A 16,606-nucleotide genomic window follows, 5' to 3' on the forward strand; every position below is an offset into this window, starting at 1 on the left:
GGACCTTGCCATGAGCCGCGAACGCCGCATCGACTACGTTGAATTCGCGTCCAGCGACCCGGCTGCCAGCCGTGCCTTCTTCGAGAAGGTGTTCGGCTGGTCGTTCGTCGACTACGGCAGCGACTACACGGCGTTCGACGATGGCCGCCTGCAGGGCGGCTTCTTCCGTGGCCAGCCGCAGCGGGCCAGCGACAGCGGTGCACCGCTGCTGGTGCTGTATGCCGACGCACTGGCGCCGGTCGAGGCCGCCGTGCGCGACGCCGGCGGCGAGATCGTGCGCGCGGTGTTTTCCTTCCCCGGTGGCAGCCGCTTCCAGTTCGTCGAGCCCGGTGGCAACGAACTGGCGGTCTGGTCCGAACGCGATCCGGCCTGAGCGCCGCCCCATCCGCAACATCGAGGTAGCACATGCGTTATGCGCTTGGCGTCGAGTACGACGGCAGCGATTTCAGGGGCTGGCAGAACCTGGGCGAGGGTGGTCCCAGCGTGCAGGCCAGCCTCGAGCAGGCCCTGTCATCGGTGGCTGATGCGCCGCTGCAGGTGGTCTGCGCCGGCCGCACCGATGCCGGCGTGCATGGCCAGTGCCAGGTCGTGCATTTCGATACCGACGTGGTGCGCGATCCGCGCGCCTGGATGCTCGGCACCACCACCCGCCTGCCGCGCTCGATCGCGGTGCGCTGGTGCGTGCCGGTGGCCGATGATTTCCACGCCCGCTTCTCCGCGCGTGCGCGCCGCTATCGCTATCGGCTGCTCAACCGCGAGGTACGGCCGGCGCTGGACCGGCAGACCCTGAGCTGGGAGCGCCGTGCGCTGGACGAGACCCTGATGCATGCCGCCGGCCAGGCATTGCTTGGTGAGAATGACTTCAGCGCGTTCCGTTCGGTGCAGTGCCAGGCGCTGCATGCGCGGCGTGAACTGCAGTCGCTGCAGGTCAGCCGTCATGGCGAAGTGATCGAAGTCGCAGTACGTGGCAATGCATTTCTTCATCACATGGTCCGCAATATCGTCGGATCGTTGATCCTGGTGGGCAGCGGCGAAAAACCGGTGGAATGGATCGCCGAACTGCTGGCCGGGCGCGACCGCACCGTAGCTGGTCCCACCGCACCGCCGCAGGGCCTGGTGTTCCTTGGGCCCCTGTACCCCGACAACTGGCATCTGCCCGCCGAGGTCACGCTATGAGCCGTTCCTACTACCGTACGCGCATCAAGTTCTGTGGAATGACCCGTGCCGGCGACGTCCGCCTGGCCGGTGAGCTGGGCGTGGACGCAGTGGGTTTCATCTTTGCCCGCGAGAGCAGCCGCCGGGTTGCACCGGCCGAGGCCCGCGCGATGCGCCAGGCGATCGCGCCGATGGTCGACGTGGTGGCGCTGTTCCGCAACAACAGCAAGGAAGAAGTGCGCGAGGTGCTGCGTACGGTACGTCCGACCCTGCTGCAGTTCCATGGTGAGGAAGACGAAAGCTTCTGCCGCAGCTTCAACATGCCGTACCTGAAGGCGATCGCCATGGGCGGCCGTGAAGAGGTCAACGCCCGCACCCTGCAGCTGCGCTACCCCAGCGCTGCCGGCTTCCTGTTCGACAGCCACGCCCCGGGTGGCGGTGGCGGCACCGGCGTGGCGTTCGACTGGGGCCGCGTTCCGACCGGGTTGCACCGGCCGTTCCTGCTGGCCGGTGGCCTGAACCCTGAGAACGTCTACGATGCTGTGCTGGCGACGCTGCCGTGGGGCGTGGACGTCTCCAGCGGTATCGAGCTGGAGCCGGGCATCAAGGACGGCTACAAGATGCGCACCTTCGTCGAAGAAGTGCGTCGCGCGGATTGCACCGTTCTGGAGTGATCCGCGTCACCTGAGGGGGCACCCGGAATGTCATCGTCGACGGTGCATTCCGCCGTGCCGTGAAGGCGGGCGAATCCTGAATGCGATGAGTATCACGCTTTCGGGTAATTCAGGTTCCAGCGCCAAAAAGTCGACACCCCCCGAACATCTGATCGGACACAATGCGCCCAGCCTGTCTTGGCTGGGTGCGATGCCGCGTGCGTGTCGCTGGCCGCGCCCCTGAGATACGCCTTACCTTTCGAACGAGGACGCAATGGATATGCCCCATCTCTCTTCCCGCCGTATCCGCCTGGCCCGCCTGACGCTCGTGCCCAGCCTGCTGCTTGCCTTGGGCGCGTGTGCGGCCGGTGACTCATCCGCCCCGACCGCATCGGCACCGGCCGCTGCCGCACCGGCAGATGCACCTGCCACAGCACCGGCCACGGTTCCGGCGGCAGCACCGGCAGCCGACGGCCTGGCTGCGCTGATCCAGGCCAGTGGCGTGAAATGCAGCAACGCCAGTACAGGCAGCGGCTGCACGGCGGGCGATGTGGACAGCGGTGATTTCTACGATGTCGAACTGTCGCCGGACTGTGGCGACCAGGGTTTCTTCGCTGGCGTAGCCGATGCCAAGGGCGTGGAGACGTTGAGTGCGGTGCCATCCACCGGCAGCAAGGCCAGCGTGACCGCGAAGCTGTCGAAGGGGCAGCTGGTCTGCGTGCAGGGCATCGGGCGCACCGGACAGAATCCGCTGTTCTATTACGTCGTTGCGGTTCCCGCTGCGACGGTCGGCAAGTGCAAGGGCAACACGTTGTGTGACACCTATGGCGACAGGCCGATCACTGGCCTGGCGACCACGGGGGGCGAGGCCTGCCATGCGACGGCGCCGGGACGTTACGCCGGGAACTGCGCACAGGGCTGGGTCAGTGCGGACGTGCTCGACGTGTTTTCCAACGGAATGTAATCACCGCCAGGGGAGCGGTCCAATCAACCACTGGCAAAGGAACAGCTCATGTCGGATCCAAAAATCACCCGGCTGGTCAGCAGCGTAGGTACCACGCGCACGCTGGAAATGGACGATGGCAGTGTCGTCGAACGATCAGGCGGCAGCGTCTCGTGGCGCAACAACAATCCTGGCAACCTCAAGTTTGAATTCGCCGGCAGCGCGGACAAGACGGTAACCAATCCGCGTACCCGCGAGCAGGCGCTGGAATCGGCGCAGGGGCGCTACAAGGGCGTGGTCGATCTTGACCAATGGGGCAACGCGGTTTTCGAAAGCTATGAAGCCGGCCGGGTGGCGAAGATCCAGCTGCTCGAACGCCGGTTCGGCGACAAGACCGTGGAGGAAATGCTGCCGAGCTACTCCACCAAGGATTACAGCGGCACCACCCACCACAAGGAGCAGGCGGCCACCATCTATGCCGAAGGCGATCGCCAGGGGGTCGACCTGCGCTCGAAGACCGTCGGCCAGATGAGCGTGCGCGAGCGTGAAGTGCTGGCCGACGGCATCCGCCGTTTCGAGGGCTGGCAGCCGGGTGAGGTTGCCACGCAGCAGCCTCCTACGCGCACACCGGCGGCTGCGCCCGTGCAGACCCAGACCCAACCGCAGGTACAGACGCCTTCGGCGGCGGCGCCCGCTGCGGGCCAGGCCGCGGCTGCAGTCGGCAGTGCCGCGCTCTACAACGAGGCCTATCAGCATTTCATGGCCTCAGGCCGCCAGTACGAATACGGGCGCCCGGACCATCCGCGCCCGGGTCGCGACAGCAGCCGGCTGGAGCGTGACCTCGATGGTGACGGACGCTTCGGCGTGGATTGCTCGGCGTTCGTATGGCGCGGCCTGAAGAACGCGGGTTACGACGTGCGGGGCGAGAACGCTGCGGGGTTCACTACGTCGACGCTGTTCAATGGTGCGAACACCACGGCTTACGCACGCGAGCATTTCGATGTGACCTCGGCTGCCGAAGCACGCAAACCGAACGGATCGCTGAAGCAGGGCGACATCCTGATGTTCTCCTCGTCGCAGGGCCAGCATGTCGGAATTTTCAAAGGCTACGACGCGCAGGGAAACATCCAGTTCATCGGTTCACAGGGAAGCACCGGGCCGGCCGAAGTCACCATCCGGCCGGGCGGGTACTGGGATGGCGGAAGCACCCGCATCGTTGGTGCGCTGACACCGAAGCCGGAATTCCAGGTGCGCGCGCCGCTGCACGGCAATGGCGAACCTGCGCTGTCCCGGCCAACCGCCACCGTGCAGCCGGCTGCATCACACGCGGCGGTCAGCGAGGTGATGAAGCAGGGGCAGCGTGGCGCCGACGTGCAGGCGTTGCAGCAGACTCTCAACCAGCTCGGTGTGCGTGATGCGCAGGGCCATCGGTTGTCAGAGGATGGTCGTTTTGGTGATCACACCCGCGAAGCGGTGATCGCGCTGCAGAAACAGCAGGGGCTGGTGGCCGATGGGATTGTCGGTCGCCAGACCGCTGCCGCGCTGGCGGCGGGCCGTGCGCAGGGCCATGAACCTGCAGCGGCTGTACCGAAGGGGCCGTCGCTGAACGATGCATCGCATCCGGACCACGCACTGCACAACGCCGTCCGCAGCAAGCTTCCCAGCGTGTTTTCCGAAGAGGCTGCCGCCAATATCACCCTGCATGCAAAGCAGAACGGAATCGACGCGGCCGACAAGCTGCAGAGCATCACGGTGCAGGATGGCAAGGCGTTCGTGATGGGCACGACGCCGGGCTTCCGCACCGCGGTCGACCTGGCCCAGGCGCCGCCGTCGCTGGAGCAGACCAGTGCCAAGCTGCTGGCAGATCCTTCGCACCAGCAGCAGGTGCATGAGGAGCAGCAGCGGGTCGCGATGGGCGGTCGCTGAGGCCTGTGTTGCCGGCTCCGGGCGGTGAACGCCGCCCGGGGCCTCGTCTCATTGCAGCTGTGCTGCTGCCCAGTCGGCCAGGGCGTCCACCCGTGCATCGGCCGGGCCATCCGGCCGCGCCAGCACCCAGAAGCCGCCGGTGGCGGTAAACCCCCACGGTGCGACCAGCCGGCCTGCTGCCAGATCTTCGGCCACCAGTGGCTCCGGTGCGATCGCCGGGCCCAGCCCGGCCACGGCTGCTTCCAGCAGGTAGTACAGATGTTCGAAAGCGGTGCCCAGCTGCAGCTTCGCGGTGTCCAGATCGTGCGCCTGCGCCCACGCCGGCCACGCCTGTGGCCGTGAGCTGGTGTGCAGCAGCGTTTCCTGCAGCAGCGCCGAGGGCGGTACCTGCCGCAGGCGCTGCGCGGCCGGGTGCGAGGGTGCCACCACCACGCCGACCCGTTCCGGCGCCAGCTCACGCACCTGCCAGCCCCGTGGCCACGGCCCCTGCGCCAGCAGTAGTACGGCATCCAGCGCCGCCTGTGCTTCGGTGAAACTGCCATCCAGCGCCGACCACTGCAGGCGCACGCCGGGCAGGGCGGCCTGCAGCACGGGCAGGCGCGGGATCATCCAGCGCGCCAGTACGCTGCCGCTGCAGCCCAGCACCAGTGCTGGGGCCGCCGTCGGCCGGCGCAGCTCGCGCACGCAGTCTTCGATGCCGCTGAACGCCTCGCTGCACGCGGCCTGCAGTCGCGTGCCCGCAGCGGTCAGGCGCAGCCCGCGGCCGGCACGCTGGAACAATGCCAGGCCGAGATGATCCTCCAGCAGCTTCAGTTGCCGGCTGACCGCGCCGTGGGTGACATGCAGGTCCTGCGCGGCGCGCCCAACCCCGCCCAGACGGGCGGTGGCCTCGAACGCACGCAGCGCATTGAGGGGAGGCAGCAGGGAACGACTCATGTGAGATTTCCTGACGATATGCGCCAGATAATATCCATTTTTCCGGTCACGACCCGTGCGCTAGAGTATCCACCTGTCTAGAACCAGCGGTCGCTTCCATGTCTGCCTCCCCCATTGCCGACTACCACGCCTTCCCGGATGCCCAGGGCCACTTCGGCCGCTACGGCGGCAGCTTCGTTGCCGAAACCCTGGTCGGCCCGCTGCAGGAACTGGCCCAGGCCTATGACCAGGCCCGCCAGGACCCGGCATTCCAGGCCGCTTACGACCGCGACCTGGCCCATTACGTGGGCCGGCCGAGCCCGATCTATCACGCCCAGCGCCTGAGCGATCATGTCGGCGGTGCGCAGATCCTGCTCAAGCGCGAGGACCTGAACCACACCGGTGCGCACAAGATCAACAACACCATCGGCCAGGCGCTGCTGGCCGCGCGGATGGGCAAGAAGCGCATCATCGCCGAGACCGGTGCCGGGCAGCATGGCGTGGCCAGTGCCACCGTTGCCGCGCGCTTGGGCCTGGAATGCGTGGTGTACATGGGCGCCACCGACATCGAGCGGCAGAAGATCAACGTCTACCGAATGAAGCTGCTCGGTGCGACGGTGGTGCCGGTCACCTCCGGCTCGGCCACCCTGAAGGACGCGCTCAACGAAGCGATGCGCGATTGGGTGACCAACGTGCAGGACACCTTCTACATCATCGGCACCGTGGCTGGTCCGGATCCGTACCCGCGCATGGTGCGCGATTTCAACGCCATCGTCGGCCGCGAAGCACGCGAGCAGATGCTGGCCGAGTACGGCCGCCTGCCGGATGCGATCACCGCTTGCGTCGGCGGCGGCAGCAATGCCATCGGCCTGTTCCATGCCTTCCTCAATGATCGCCAGGTCGAGATCGTCGGCGCCGAAGCCGCCGGTGATGGCATCAGCACCGGTCGCCATGCCGCCTCCATCGCGGCGGGTCGCCCCGGCGTGCTGCACGGCAACCGCACCTATGTGCTGTGCGACGACGACGGCCAGATCATCGAGACCCACTCGGTATCAGCCGGCCTGGACTACCCGGGTGTCGGGCCGGAGCACGCGTTCCTGGCCGATACCGGCCGCGCACGTTACCTCGGCATCACCGATGAAGAAGCGCTGCAGGCCTTCCACCTGCTGGCGCACACCGAAGGCATCCTGCCGGCGCTGGAATCCAGCCATGCGCTGGCACAGGCGATCAAGCTGGCGCGTGAGCGACCGCGTGACCAGATCGTGCTGTGCAATCTGTCCGGCCGTGGCGACAAGGACGTGCATACCATCGCCGCGCGCGAAGGGCTGGTGCTGTGAGCGCGCTGCTGCGGAACAGCGGGGTGCTTCTGCTGGTGCTGGGCCTGGCCGCGTGCCAGCCGCCGGAACCGCCAGTGCTTGCGCCGGCCGCCAAAGCCACCGCGCAGTCCGCACAGCAGCCGGCCGCCAACGATGACCTCGACCCGATGGCGCGTACGCCGATCGTCGATCCGCCGTCTGCGGAAGAGAGCAACGGCGACAACGCCCCCGCCGTCGCCTCGGTGGCACTGGACCATGCCGGCGAAGTGCTGGTCGGCCAGCACATGGGGGACCTGAAGTCACTGGGGCCCTGGAAGGCACAGGGCGCGAAAGAGTTCTTCGAAGGCGACTGCGAGTACTACGACGGCAGGGGGTTGCCGCCGGGCGTGTCGATGATGACCGACGACGACCGCGTGGTCCGTTTTGATCTGAAGCCGGGCGACGACCCGGAACTGCCGGTTGAACAGCCCGGTCCATTCGGCCTGCGCATCGGCATGACCCGCGCCCAGGCCATGGCCCAGTTCCCGAAGCCGCCGGTATCCAGCCCGCATGCCTACGACGGTGACCAGGGCGAGTACCTCACCTGGCAGGACCCGGGTTCGGACCTGGGTATCCGCCTGGAACTGTTTGAAGGGAAGGTCACCCGGATGTACTGGGGAACCAGCGATGCGATTGAACTGATTGAAGGATGTGCCTGAAATGCCCGTATCCCGACTCGATGCCTGTTTCCTGCGTCTGCGCGAACAGCAGCGCAAGGCGCTGATTCCCTTCGTCACCGCCGGTGATCCCTCGCTGGAGGCCACCGTGCCGGTCATGCACGCGCTGGTCGATGCCGGTGCCGATGTGATCGAACTGGGCGTGCCGTTCTCCGACCCGATGGCCGACGGCCCGACCATCCAGCGCAGCTCCGAGCGCGCGCTGGCGCGTGGTGCTGGCAGCCGCTACGTGCTGCAGGCCGTTGCGCAGTTCCGCGAGCGTGACGCTCAGACGCCGGTGGTGCTGATGGGCTACCTGAATCCGGTGGAGATCCATGGCTACGCGGCCTTCGCAACGGCAGCCGTGGAGGCGGGTGTGGACGGCGTTCTGCTGGTCGACCTGCCGCCGGAAGAAGCCGGCGAAGCGCAGCAGGCCTTCGATGCAGCGGGCCTGGCACTGGTCCTGCTGGCGTCGCCGACTACCAGCGAGGCGCGCGCCGACAAGCTGCTGGCGCTGGCCCGTGGCTACCTCTACTACGTCAGCTTTGCCGGTGTCACCGGCGCGTCCGAGCGCCTGGACAGCGATGCCGCCAGTGCCCGCCTGCAGGCCCTGCGCGCGCGCGCTTCGGTGCCGGTGGTGGCCGGCTTCGGCATCAAGGATGCCGACAGTGCTGCGGCGATGGCCCGCCAGGCCGACGGCGTGGTGGTCGGCAGCGCGCTGGTGGCGGCGCTGGCCGAAGCGGGCTCGGCGGAAGACGCGGTGCAGCGCGCCCGGGCCTTCCTCGCCCCGCTGCGGCAGGCGCTGGACGCGTAACAGGACTGCCGGCCGCCGGCCGGCATCTGCCTGACGGCCACATGCAAGTGCTGCCGGCCAGCGGCCGGCACTACCCATGGGTCTGCAGGCAGGGGCTGCCGGCTAGCGGCCGGCATGACCCAGCACCTAAACGTACGTCCCAGCATGGTTTTTTCCGGCGGCCCCGGGGCCAGCAAGGGGGTGCACGGGCGGGGAAAGCGGAGCTAGACTGTCCGCCTTTGCGGCCCTTGGGCCGCCCTGAACGGAAGTGTCCTCCCGCATGAGTTGGCTCAGCAAGTTGATGCCGTCCGGCATCCGCACCGACAACACCCCCAGCAAGAAGCGCAGTGTCCCCGAGGGCCTGTGGGAAAAGTGCAGCAACTGCGGCAGCGCGTTGTACCGTCCTGAACTGGAAGAGAACCTGGAGGTCTGCCCGAAGTGCGGCCACCACATGGCGATCCGCGCACGTGCGCGCCTGGCCGCCCTGTTCGACGCCGACAGCACCACCGAGATCGGTGCGCGCCTGGGCCCGACCGACCTGCTCAAGTTCAAGGACCAGAAGAAGTACAGCGAGCGCATCAAGATCGCGCAGAAGAACACCGGCGAGTACGACGCGCTGATCGCCATGCGCGGGCTGCTCAAGGGCCGTGCGCTGGTGGCCTCGTCGTTCGATTTCGCCTTCATGGGTGGCTCGATGGGCTCGGTGGTGGGTGAGCGTTTCGCGCTGGCCGCCGAAACCGCGGTCGAGATCGGCGCCCCGTACGTGTGCTTCTCGCAGAGTGGCGGCGCGCGCATGCAGGAAGGCCTGTTCTCGCTGATGCAGATGGCCAAGACCTCGGCCGCGCTGGGCAAGCTGCGTGAAGCGGGCCTGCCGTACATCTCGGTGCTGACCCACCCGACCACCGGTGGTGTGTCGGCCTCGTTCGCGATGCTGGGCGACATCAACATCGCCGAACCGCAGGCGCTGATCGGCTTCGCCGGCCCGCGCGTGATCGAGCAGACCGTGCGCGAGAAGCTGCCGGAAGGCTTCCAGCGCTCGGAGTTCCTGCTGGAGCACGGTGCCATCGACCAGATCTGCGACCGCCGCGAAATGCGCGACCGCCTGTCCGATCTGCTGGCAATGCTGGGCCGTCAGCCGGCGCCGGAGGTGGCTTGATGGGAGGCCGCAAGTACTTCGGTACTGATGGCATCCGTGGGCGGGTCGGCCAGGGCGTGATCTCGGCCGACTTCGTGCTGCGCCTGGGCAATGCCCTGGGCCGTGTCCTGGTCGCCCAGCGCGGCCAGGACGGGCGCCGGCCGATCGTGGTGATCGGCAAGGACACCCGCATTTCCGGTTACATGTTCGAAGCGGCACTGGAAGCCGGCCTGGTCGCCGCCGGCGCCGACGTACAGCTGCTGGGGCCGATGCCGACCCCGGCGGTGGCGTTCCTGACCCGCACGCTGGGCGTGGACGCCGGCATCGTCATCAGCGCCTCGCACAACCCGCATTACGACAACGGCATCAAGTTCTTCTCGGCCCATGGCGAGAAGCTCGACGATGCCACCGAACTTGCCCTGGAAGCGGCGCTGGACGTTCCGTTCACCACCGCCGAATCGGAGAAGCTGGGCAAGGCATCGCGTGCGCGTGAAGCGGTCGGCCGCTACATCGAGTTCTGCAAGGCCAGCGTGCCGCGCGCGTTCGACCTGCGTGGCGTGCGCCTGGTGCTGGATTGCGCACACGGCGCCACCTACCAGATCGCACCGCTGCTGTTCCGCGAACTGGGGGCCGAGGTGATCGGCATCGGTGCCGAGCCCAACGGCGTCAACATCAACGCCGGTGTGGGTTCCACCCATATCGACAACCTGGCGGCCAAAGTCCGCGAGACCCGTGCCGATCTCGGCATCGCGTTCGATGGTGATGGCGACCGTGTGCTGATGGCCGACGACCAGGGCAACCCGGTCGACGGTGATGACCTGCTGTACATCCTGGCCCGCGCCTGGAAGGACGAAGGCCGCCTGCGCGGCCCGGTGGTCGGCACGCTGATGAGCAACTACGGCGTGGAGAAAGCTTTTGCCGATCTGCAGATCCCGTTCGTGCGCAGCAACGTTGGTGACCGCTACGTGCACCAGGCATTGGTCGAAGGCGGCGGTGTACTCGGTGGTGAAGCGTCGGGCCATCTGCTGTGCCTGGACCGGGCCACCACCGGTGACGGTATCGTCAGCGCGCTGCAGGTGCTGGTCGCGCTGCGCAACAGTGGGCAGACCCTGCGCCAGGCACTGAAGGGCCTGGTGCGGGTGCCGCAGAAGACCGTCAACGTGCGTCTGGGCAATGTCTCGGCCAAGGCCACGGTGCAGTCTGAAAGCGTGCAGTCCGCGCTGGCTGTGGCGCAGCAGGCCGTAGCCGGCCGTGGCCGCGCGTTCCTGCGGCCGTCCGGTACCGAGCCGGTGGTTCGGGTCACCGTGGAAGCCGATGACGCCACGCTGATGCAGCAGACGCTGGACCGCTTGTCCGCTGCGGTGCGTGAAGCCGCCAGCTGAGGCGACTGCACATCCGTACAAAGAAAACGCCCCGGAATTCCGGGGCGTTTTCTTTTGCGGCGGCCAGGGGGGATGGCGTGTTCAGGGCCCCGGCACCATCTTCTTCTGGCGTGCCTTGAACCCATTGAACAGCGGCGCGATCAGCGGGTTGTAACTCAGGCGGATGCGCTTGCGCAGCCAGTTGGCCGGGCGGTTGCGGATCGCGAAACGATAGATGCGTTCCGGGTCGCCACCGATCACGTTGCGGCCGAACGGGTGGGTGGTGTGCAGGTAGCGGAAGCCCTGCTCGCGCGCTACTTCGATGTGATCCTGGTCGAAATCACCGTACGGCCAGCACAAGGTATCGGACACGTCGCCAAGCTTGTCCTGCAGGACTTCGCGCGAGATCGCCAGATCCCGGCTCAGGCCCGCACGGCGCTGCGCACGGTCCAGATCGTCACGGCGCAACCAGCGGGTGTGGGTATGGGTGTGGCAATGCACTTCGAAGGTGCCGGCGGCGATGGCCGCACGTGCTTCGCTCCAGCGCATCATCACATCGTCACTGCGGTCCTGCTCGTAGATCGCCGCTTCGCAGCCGCGATGGTCCGGCGTCGACGGCAGCGTCGCTCCGGCAATGCCGGCATGCGGACGTTCCGGGCCTTCGCCCATCCAGCCGGTGACCACGAACACCACGGCATGCATGCCGTACTTCTGCAGGATCGGATGGGCATACACCCAGTTGTCCAGGTAGCCATCGTCGAAGGTGATGACGATCGACTTGCGCGGCACCGGCTTGCCGGCCAGGAAGCCGGCGTACTGCTCCAGCGTCAGTGAGGTCCAGCCATTGCCTGCCAGCCACGCGATCTGGCTTTCGAAGTTTTCCGGCGACACGGTGATCATGCCCGGCGAGGGGCTGACATGGTGGTGCATCAGCACCGGAACGGTTCGCGCATCAGCCATGTCCCAGCTCCTTCAGCCACTGGTGGTAGTAGTGTTCGGTGGCTTCACCGTGGCCGTCCGGCGTGAAGCGGTGCGCGCCGTGCATCCAGTCCCAGCCAGCGCGGCCCATCTGCCGCCGCCGTTCCGGGTCGTCCACCAGCAGGCGCAAGGCACCTGTCATGGCGGCATTGTCTCCCAAACGGGTGAGGATCGCATTGCTGCCATCGACCACCATCTCCGGCACGCCACCCACCCGCGTGGCTACGATCGGTACGCCCACATAAGCCGCTTCCAGGAACACGGTGCCGGCCGCTTCCTTGTGCGAGGCCAGCGCGAAGATGTCGAAGCCGGCCATCAGCCGGCAGGCTCCATCGCGGTAGCCGAGCAGGTGCACCTGGCGCTGCAGGCCGTGCTCGGCGCACATCGCCTGCAGTCGTTCCGTCACGGCCTGGCCATCACCGACGATCACCAGGTGCAGGTCCGGGTTGGCCTTGCACAGCGGGATCATCGCCTGCAGCAGGTCGGCATGGCCCTTGGGCTCGCGCAGTACCGCCACGCAGCCGACCACGATGTCCTGTTCGCCGAAACCGAGCTCGGCACGCACCTGCGCGCGCGCGTCCTGCAGGCACTGCCAGGGATCGGCCTTGCGGATCTCGCTCCAGCGCGGCGGAACCGCGATAGGCGGCACGATGCCGATGCGCTCGGCCGGAATGCCACGGTCGGCCAGCAGCTGCTTGACGAAGCTGCTGACGGTCAACACCCGGTGCGGAAGCCCGGTATAGGTCAGCAGCGAATTGACCGGGCTCATCAGGTGGCGTGAGCGCACCACCAGCGGCGTGCCGCCCAGGCGTGCACCGGCGGCGGCGATCAGCGCATCGCGGCGGCTGGTGGTGTTGACCACGTCGTAGCGTTCGCGGCGCACCAGTCGCGATACCGACCACACGCCGCGCAGCAGGCGTGCCAGGCCTCCCATGCGCAGCGTATGCACGGTGAAACCGTCGTCGCGTGCCAGTGTGGCCAGGCGCGCATCGGGCTGGCACAGCAACGACACTTCATGGCCACGCGCGCGCATCACCTGCATGTGCCGGAAGATATAGATCTCCTGCCCGCCCATTCCCTTGGCGGCTTCGGTATGCAGGATACGCAGCGGACGGTTCATGCAGGATCGGTCCTTGAAGTTCAGCGGTTGCGGAAGCGGGTCAGCGCTTCCCATGCGGAGCGGATGGCGGCGGCGTCCGGTGCCTGCTGCGACAGCGGACGGTAGTGCCGGTCGAGCGCGGTGGCGTTGCCGAACTTGTCGAACACGTAGATGGCATCGCCATGGCGTACCGCGCGCTGCGACCAGCTCTCCACCACCAGCGCACGTTCGCTGGTGGTGGGCGCGGCCAGCAGGTCCTGGCCAGTACTGAAGTCGCTCAGGGCGTTCTCGCAGCCCAGTGCGTGGCGCATCAACGTCGGCACCCAGTCCTCATGCGAACTGGTGCGCATCTCATGGCCGCTGGGCTGGCCAGGCCAGTGCAGCACGAACGGCACCTGCAGCTGGTAGTCGGAGAAGTTGCCGTTGTGGCCCCAGTAGTTCAGCTTGAGGTCGTTGAACTCTTCGGCATGGTCACCGGTGACCAGCACGATGGTGTTCTCGGCCAGGCCTTGTGCGCGAAGGTCGTCCAGCAGCGAGCCGATCAGGCTGTCGGCGTAGTGCACGGCGGTGCGGTAGCGGTTGAGCTCCGGCGTCGGGTCGTGGTCCGGGCCGAAGGACAGGAAGTCGATCTCCTTGGCCATCGGCGTGGCCACCGGCGGGTAGCTGGCGGGCAGGTGGTAGCCGGCGTGGGTGGAGTCGAGGAACACGAAGCCGAACCACGGGTGCTGCGCGGCCTGGCTGGTGCGGATGTCGTTCTGCAGCGCGGTGACGATGGCTGCGTCACGCTTGTCGGGTGTCAGGGCGGAGGGGCCCTGGTGCAGCTGGTCGCGTACGTCGGCGAAGGCGGTGCGGTCGAACTCCGGGCTGTACAGCGGCGCGCTGCCGTACAGGTGCAGGTCGTAGCCCTGCTGGCCCAGCACCTGGAACAGCTGCGAGCCGCGCTGTTCGTCCAGCATGCTCTGCCAGTAGCCGCCGGGCAGGCCGTAGAGCAGGCCGAACAGGCCGTAGCGGGTGGCGTTGCCGGTGCTGAAATGCTGGTCGTACACGCGCGAAGCCTGTGCCAGTGCCGTCGTATTGGGCATCAGCTGCGGCGTCATGGCGTCCTGGCGCAGCGACTCCAACACCACCATCAGCACATTCGGCCGATGTGGGTTCTGGCAGCGCAGGGGCTGCAGCGGATACAGCAGCTGCGCATGGCGCGGGTCAGGCAGGCCAGCCTGCTGTTCGCTGACAACGCCCAGTTTGCGCATGAAGCTCTTGGCGGTGATCGGCTGCGCCCAGGGCAGGTAGTTCCACTGCGCGATGACGTCGCGGTCGCCGCGGGCATCGTAGTAGGCGGTGGCGACCTGGCCCCCCCCCATCAGCAGAGCGACCACTGCCCAGGCCTGCAGGACCCGGCGGCGGCGGGGCAGGGCGGGCAACAGCTTCCAGCATGCCCAGGCCAGCAGGCCTTCGGCGGCGAAGATGGCGGCGACCAGCAGTCCGGCCTGCAGCCAGGTTTTCCAGGACAACGCGACCTGGTCCTGCAGCGCGCCGCCGAACACCATGTTCACCACCATGGCATTGAGGTGGAACCGATACAGAGTGAAAACCTTCGCATCAACCAGCAGCAGGCACAGCCACAGGCCCTGCAGCAGCACGGCGCTGATGCTCAGCGTGCGCGCGCTGCGCGGCCACAGGCCCAGCAGCAGCGGCAGCAGGCCTGCGAGGGCACCGAAGGCGAGCAGATGCCCCGGCAGAGCGACGGACAGGTAAACCAGGCCGATTGCGCCACCGGGGTTGTCGGCCAGCGGTACGTTGCCGAGCGTGATCGCCATCGCCAGCAGCGCGTTGCCGGCCACGAACAGCGACCACCAGGCCATTCGGCGCCAGTGACGTGCCGGGCCGGAGGGCAGGGAGGTGTTGGCAGAAGGAGCAGCAGGGCGCATGAAGGACGGAGGCGGCAGGTGGAACAGGGGCGGGAGTCCCGGTTGTGACGGAATCGTTAATCCGCGCGCGGGTTGCGCATTGTATCGGTTTGTTTCTTCGTATCGAGTGGCGTCCCCCGGGCGATCTGTCACAATGTTCAGGTGGGCCATGAATGCGCTGGCCCTTCCAGACCCAACGACAAGCCAGGAACCGCTGTGAGCCAGATCCCCACCCTCGACATCACCCGTTTCGACAGCGACCGCGAGGCCTTCGTGGCCGAGCTGGGCGCGGCCTACCGCCAATGGGGATTCGCGGGCATCCGCAACCACGGCATCCCGCAGGCCGACATCGACGCGGCCTACGATGCCTTCAAGGCCTTCTTCGCCCTGCCGGAGGAGGTCAAGCGCAAGTACCACGTGGCCGGCAGTGGCGGCGCCCGCGGCTACACCCCGTTCGGCGTGGAGACCGCCAAGGGCTCCAAGCATTTCGACCTGAAGGAGTTCTGGCACATCGGTCGCGAGATCGCCGACGACTCCAAGTACCGTGATGTGATGGCGCCGAACCTGTGGCCGACCGAGGTCGAGGGCTTCCGCGAGCGTGGTTACGGCCTGTACCAGGCGCTGGACAACCTGGGGTCGCGCGTGCTGTCGGCGCTTGCCCTGCACATCGGCCTGCCGGAAGACTTCTTCGCCGACAAGACCAACTTCGGCAACTCGATCCTGCGCCCGATCCACTACCCGCCGATCACCACCGACGACATCCCGAACGTGCGTGCCGGCGCGCATGGCGACATCAACTTCATCACCCTGCTGGTCGGTGCCAGCGCCGCGGGCCTGGAAGTGCAGTCGCACGAGGGCGAGTGGGTGCCGTTCACCTCGGACGCGGACACCATCGTGGTCAACATCGGCGACATGCTGCAGCGCCTGACCAACCACGTGTACCCGTCGACCATCCACCGTGTGGTCAACCCCCCGGGTGAGCTGGCGCGCCAGCCGCGCTACTCGGTGCCGTTCTTCCTGCATCCGAATCCGGACTATCTGATCGACGTGCTGCCGTCCTGCATCACCCCGGAGAACCCGAGCCGGTACCCGGAGGCGATCACCGCCCATGGCTTCCTTGAGGAACGCCTGCGCGAGATCAAGCTGAAGTAATGAGAAGTGAGGCCGCCGAAAGGCGGCCTTTTTCTTTAGCAGGGCTGCGCCCCGCACCCGCGGTAGTGCCGGCCGCTGGCCGGCAAGTCCAAAGCCAAAGCGGCTCTGGGCTTCTGCTGGTTGGGCGGGGCGGTGTGGGTTGGCAGGACACGCCGTAAACCCGTCCCTGGGGGCTCGATGGCGCCATCCATGGCGCCAACGGTCCTGCCAACCCACACCGCCCCACCCCCGACAGTTTCCCGGTGACGGTGGGTAAATCGCGATTCCCGGTAGGTGTCGACCTTGGTCGACACGGTAGATCCACGCCATGCGTGGATGAGATCTGTCAGATCCAAGTGGGGTAGGGGGTTGATCTAACCGGTAGCAACCCGGATTGCAGCTTTTGCCTTTGCTCTTGTTCTTCTTTTTTCTTTCCGTGGCGGGCGGAACCGCCGGAATGTGTCAGAGGCCGGGCGGGTGGGGCTGCGCAGGGGCGTGAGCCGCATGGGCCCGAGGCATGCCTCGGGCGGGTTGGGCAGGACGCCCAACCCCGGTCTTGCCGTGTGTGCAGGACGGCGCCCACGAGCAAGCGGCGACCG

General features: G+C 67.2%; 15 protein-coding genes. 11 read left to right on the plus strand and 4 right to left on the minus strand.

The features are described 5' to 3' along the window. Positions 1–10: 10 nt before the first annotated feature. The 5 genes from ACX9OT_RS05485 to ACX9OT_RS05505 all read left to right on the plus strand — a co-directional run bounded on the left by ACX9OT_RS05485 (position 11) and on the right by ACX9OT_RS05505 (position 4,677). Positions 11–373: a VOC family protein gene (locus tag ACX9OT_RS05485; protein WP_032128247.1), complete on the plus strand. Its 363-nt coding sequence runs from the start codon at positions 11–13 to the stop codon at positions 371–373. A gap of 32 nt (positions 374–405) precedes the next feature. Further along, positions 406–1,176: a tRNA pseudouridine(38-40) synthase TruA gene (gene truA / locus ACX9OT_RS05490; RefSeq protein WP_049398724.1), complete on the plus strand. Its 771-nt coding sequence runs from the start codon at positions 406–408 to the stop codon at positions 1,174–1,176. After that, positions 1,173–1,829, plus strand: coding sequence for a phosphoribosylanthranilate isomerase (locus tag ACX9OT_RS05495; RefSeq protein ID WP_019660598.1), 657 nt, complete (start codon positions 1,173–1,175; stop codon positions 1,827–1,829). Before truA ends, ACX9OT_RS05495 begins: the two co-directional genes overlap by 4 nt. 253 nt (positions 1,830–2,082) lie before the next feature. Continuing rightward, on the plus strand, positions 2,083–2,772 hold the full coding sequence (locus ACX9OT_RS05500) for a hypothetical protein (RefSeq protein WP_081352348.1): 690 nt from the start codon (positions 2,083–2,085) through the stop codon (positions 2,770–2,772). 48 nt (positions 2,773–2,820) lie between these two features. After that, positions 2,821–4,677: a C40 family peptidase gene (locus ACX9OT_RS05505; protein WP_459001327.1), complete on the plus strand. Its 1,857-nt coding sequence runs from the start codon at positions 2,821–2,823 to the stop codon at positions 4,675–4,677. A gap of 48 nt (positions 4,678–4,725) precedes the next feature. Here the strand turns inward: ACX9OT_RS05505 and ACX9OT_RS05510 are convergent, their stop codons facing one another. Next, positions 4,726–5,613 (minus strand): LysR family transcriptional regulator, encoded by an 888-nt coding sequence (locus tag ACX9OT_RS05510; protein WP_032128249.1) that lies wholly within the window; start codon positions 5,611–5,613, stop codon positions 4,726–4,728. Positions 5,614–5,711: 98 nt separating this feature from the next. Between ACX9OT_RS05510 and trpB the strand changes: the two genes are divergently transcribed. The 5 genes from trpB (at position 5,712) to glmM (ending at position 10,913) form a co-directional block, all read left to right on the plus strand. Next, positions 5,712–6,929, plus strand: a complete 1,218-nt coding sequence (gene trpB, locus ACX9OT_RS05515; RefSeq protein WP_014647880.1) for a tryptophan synthase subunit beta — start codon at positions 5,712–5,714, stop codon at positions 6,927–6,929. Beyond that, positions 6,926–7,606, plus strand: a complete 681-nt coding sequence (locus ACX9OT_RS05520; protein ID WP_049423832.1) for a hypothetical protein — start codon at positions 6,926–6,928, stop codon at positions 7,604–7,606. Before trpB ends, ACX9OT_RS05520 begins: the two co-directional genes overlap by 4 nt. A 1-nt stretch (position 7,607) precedes the next feature. Beyond that, positions 7,608–8,417, plus strand: a complete 810-nt coding sequence (gene trpA / locus ACX9OT_RS05525; RefSeq protein ID WP_071229133.1) for a tryptophan synthase subunit alpha — start codon at positions 7,608–7,610, stop codon at positions 8,415–8,417. 259 nt (positions 8,418–8,676) lie between these two features. Continuing rightward, positions 8,677–9,552 carry an acetyl-CoA carboxylase, carboxyltransferase subunit beta gene (accD, locus tag ACX9OT_RS05530; RefSeq protein ID WP_005410473.1) on the plus strand — a complete coding sequence of 292 codons (876 nt, stop codon included), beginning with the start codon at positions 8,677–8,679 and terminating at the stop codon, positions 9,550–9,552. Further along, a complete protein-coding gene (gene glmM / locus ACX9OT_RS05535) occupies positions 9,552–10,913 on the plus strand; it encodes a phosphoglucosamine mutase (protein WP_459001330.1) in 1,362 nt (453 codons plus the stop codon). The genes accD and glmM overlap by 1 nt, the downstream gene beginning before the upstream one ends. 81 nt (positions 10,914–10,994) lie before the next feature. Here the strand turns inward: glmM and ACX9OT_RS05540 are convergent, their stop codons facing one another. The 3 genes from ACX9OT_RS05540 to ACX9OT_RS05550 are packed head-to-tail and all read right to left on the minus strand — an operon-like array spanning position 10,995 to position 14,897. Continuing rightward, positions 10,995–11,852 (minus strand): polysaccharide deacetylase family protein, encoded by an 858-nt coding sequence (locus ACX9OT_RS05540; RefSeq protein ID WP_071229135.1) that lies wholly within the window; start codon positions 11,850–11,852, stop codon positions 10,995–10,997. After that, positions 11,845–12,990: a glycosyltransferase family 4 protein gene (locus ACX9OT_RS05545; RefSeq protein WP_107433346.1), complete on the minus strand. Its 1,146-nt coding sequence runs from the start codon at positions 12,988–12,990 to the stop codon at positions 11,845–11,847. The genes ACX9OT_RS05540 and ACX9OT_RS05545 overlap by 8 nt, the downstream gene beginning before the upstream one ends. Positions 12,991–13,010: 20 nt before the next feature. Further along, the gene (locus tag ACX9OT_RS05550; RefSeq protein ID WP_459001332.1) at positions 13,011–14,897 is read right to left on the minus strand and encodes a DUF3413 domain-containing protein; all 1,887 of its coding nucleotides are present in this window, start codon (positions 14,895–14,897) and stop codon (positions 13,011–13,013) included. 195 nt (positions 14,898–15,092) lie between these two features. Here ACX9OT_RS05550 and ACX9OT_RS05555 point away from each other — a divergent pair, with 195 nt between their 5' ends. Continuing rightward, entirely contained in the window at positions 15,093–16,028 is a 936-nt protein-coding gene (locus tag ACX9OT_RS05555) for an isopenicillin N synthase family dioxygenase (RefSeq protein WP_032128257.1), read from the plus strand. Positions 16,029–16,606 lie beyond the last annotated feature (578 nt).

The sequence above is a fragment of the Stenotrophomonas genospecies 3 genome, assembly GCF_054473855.1.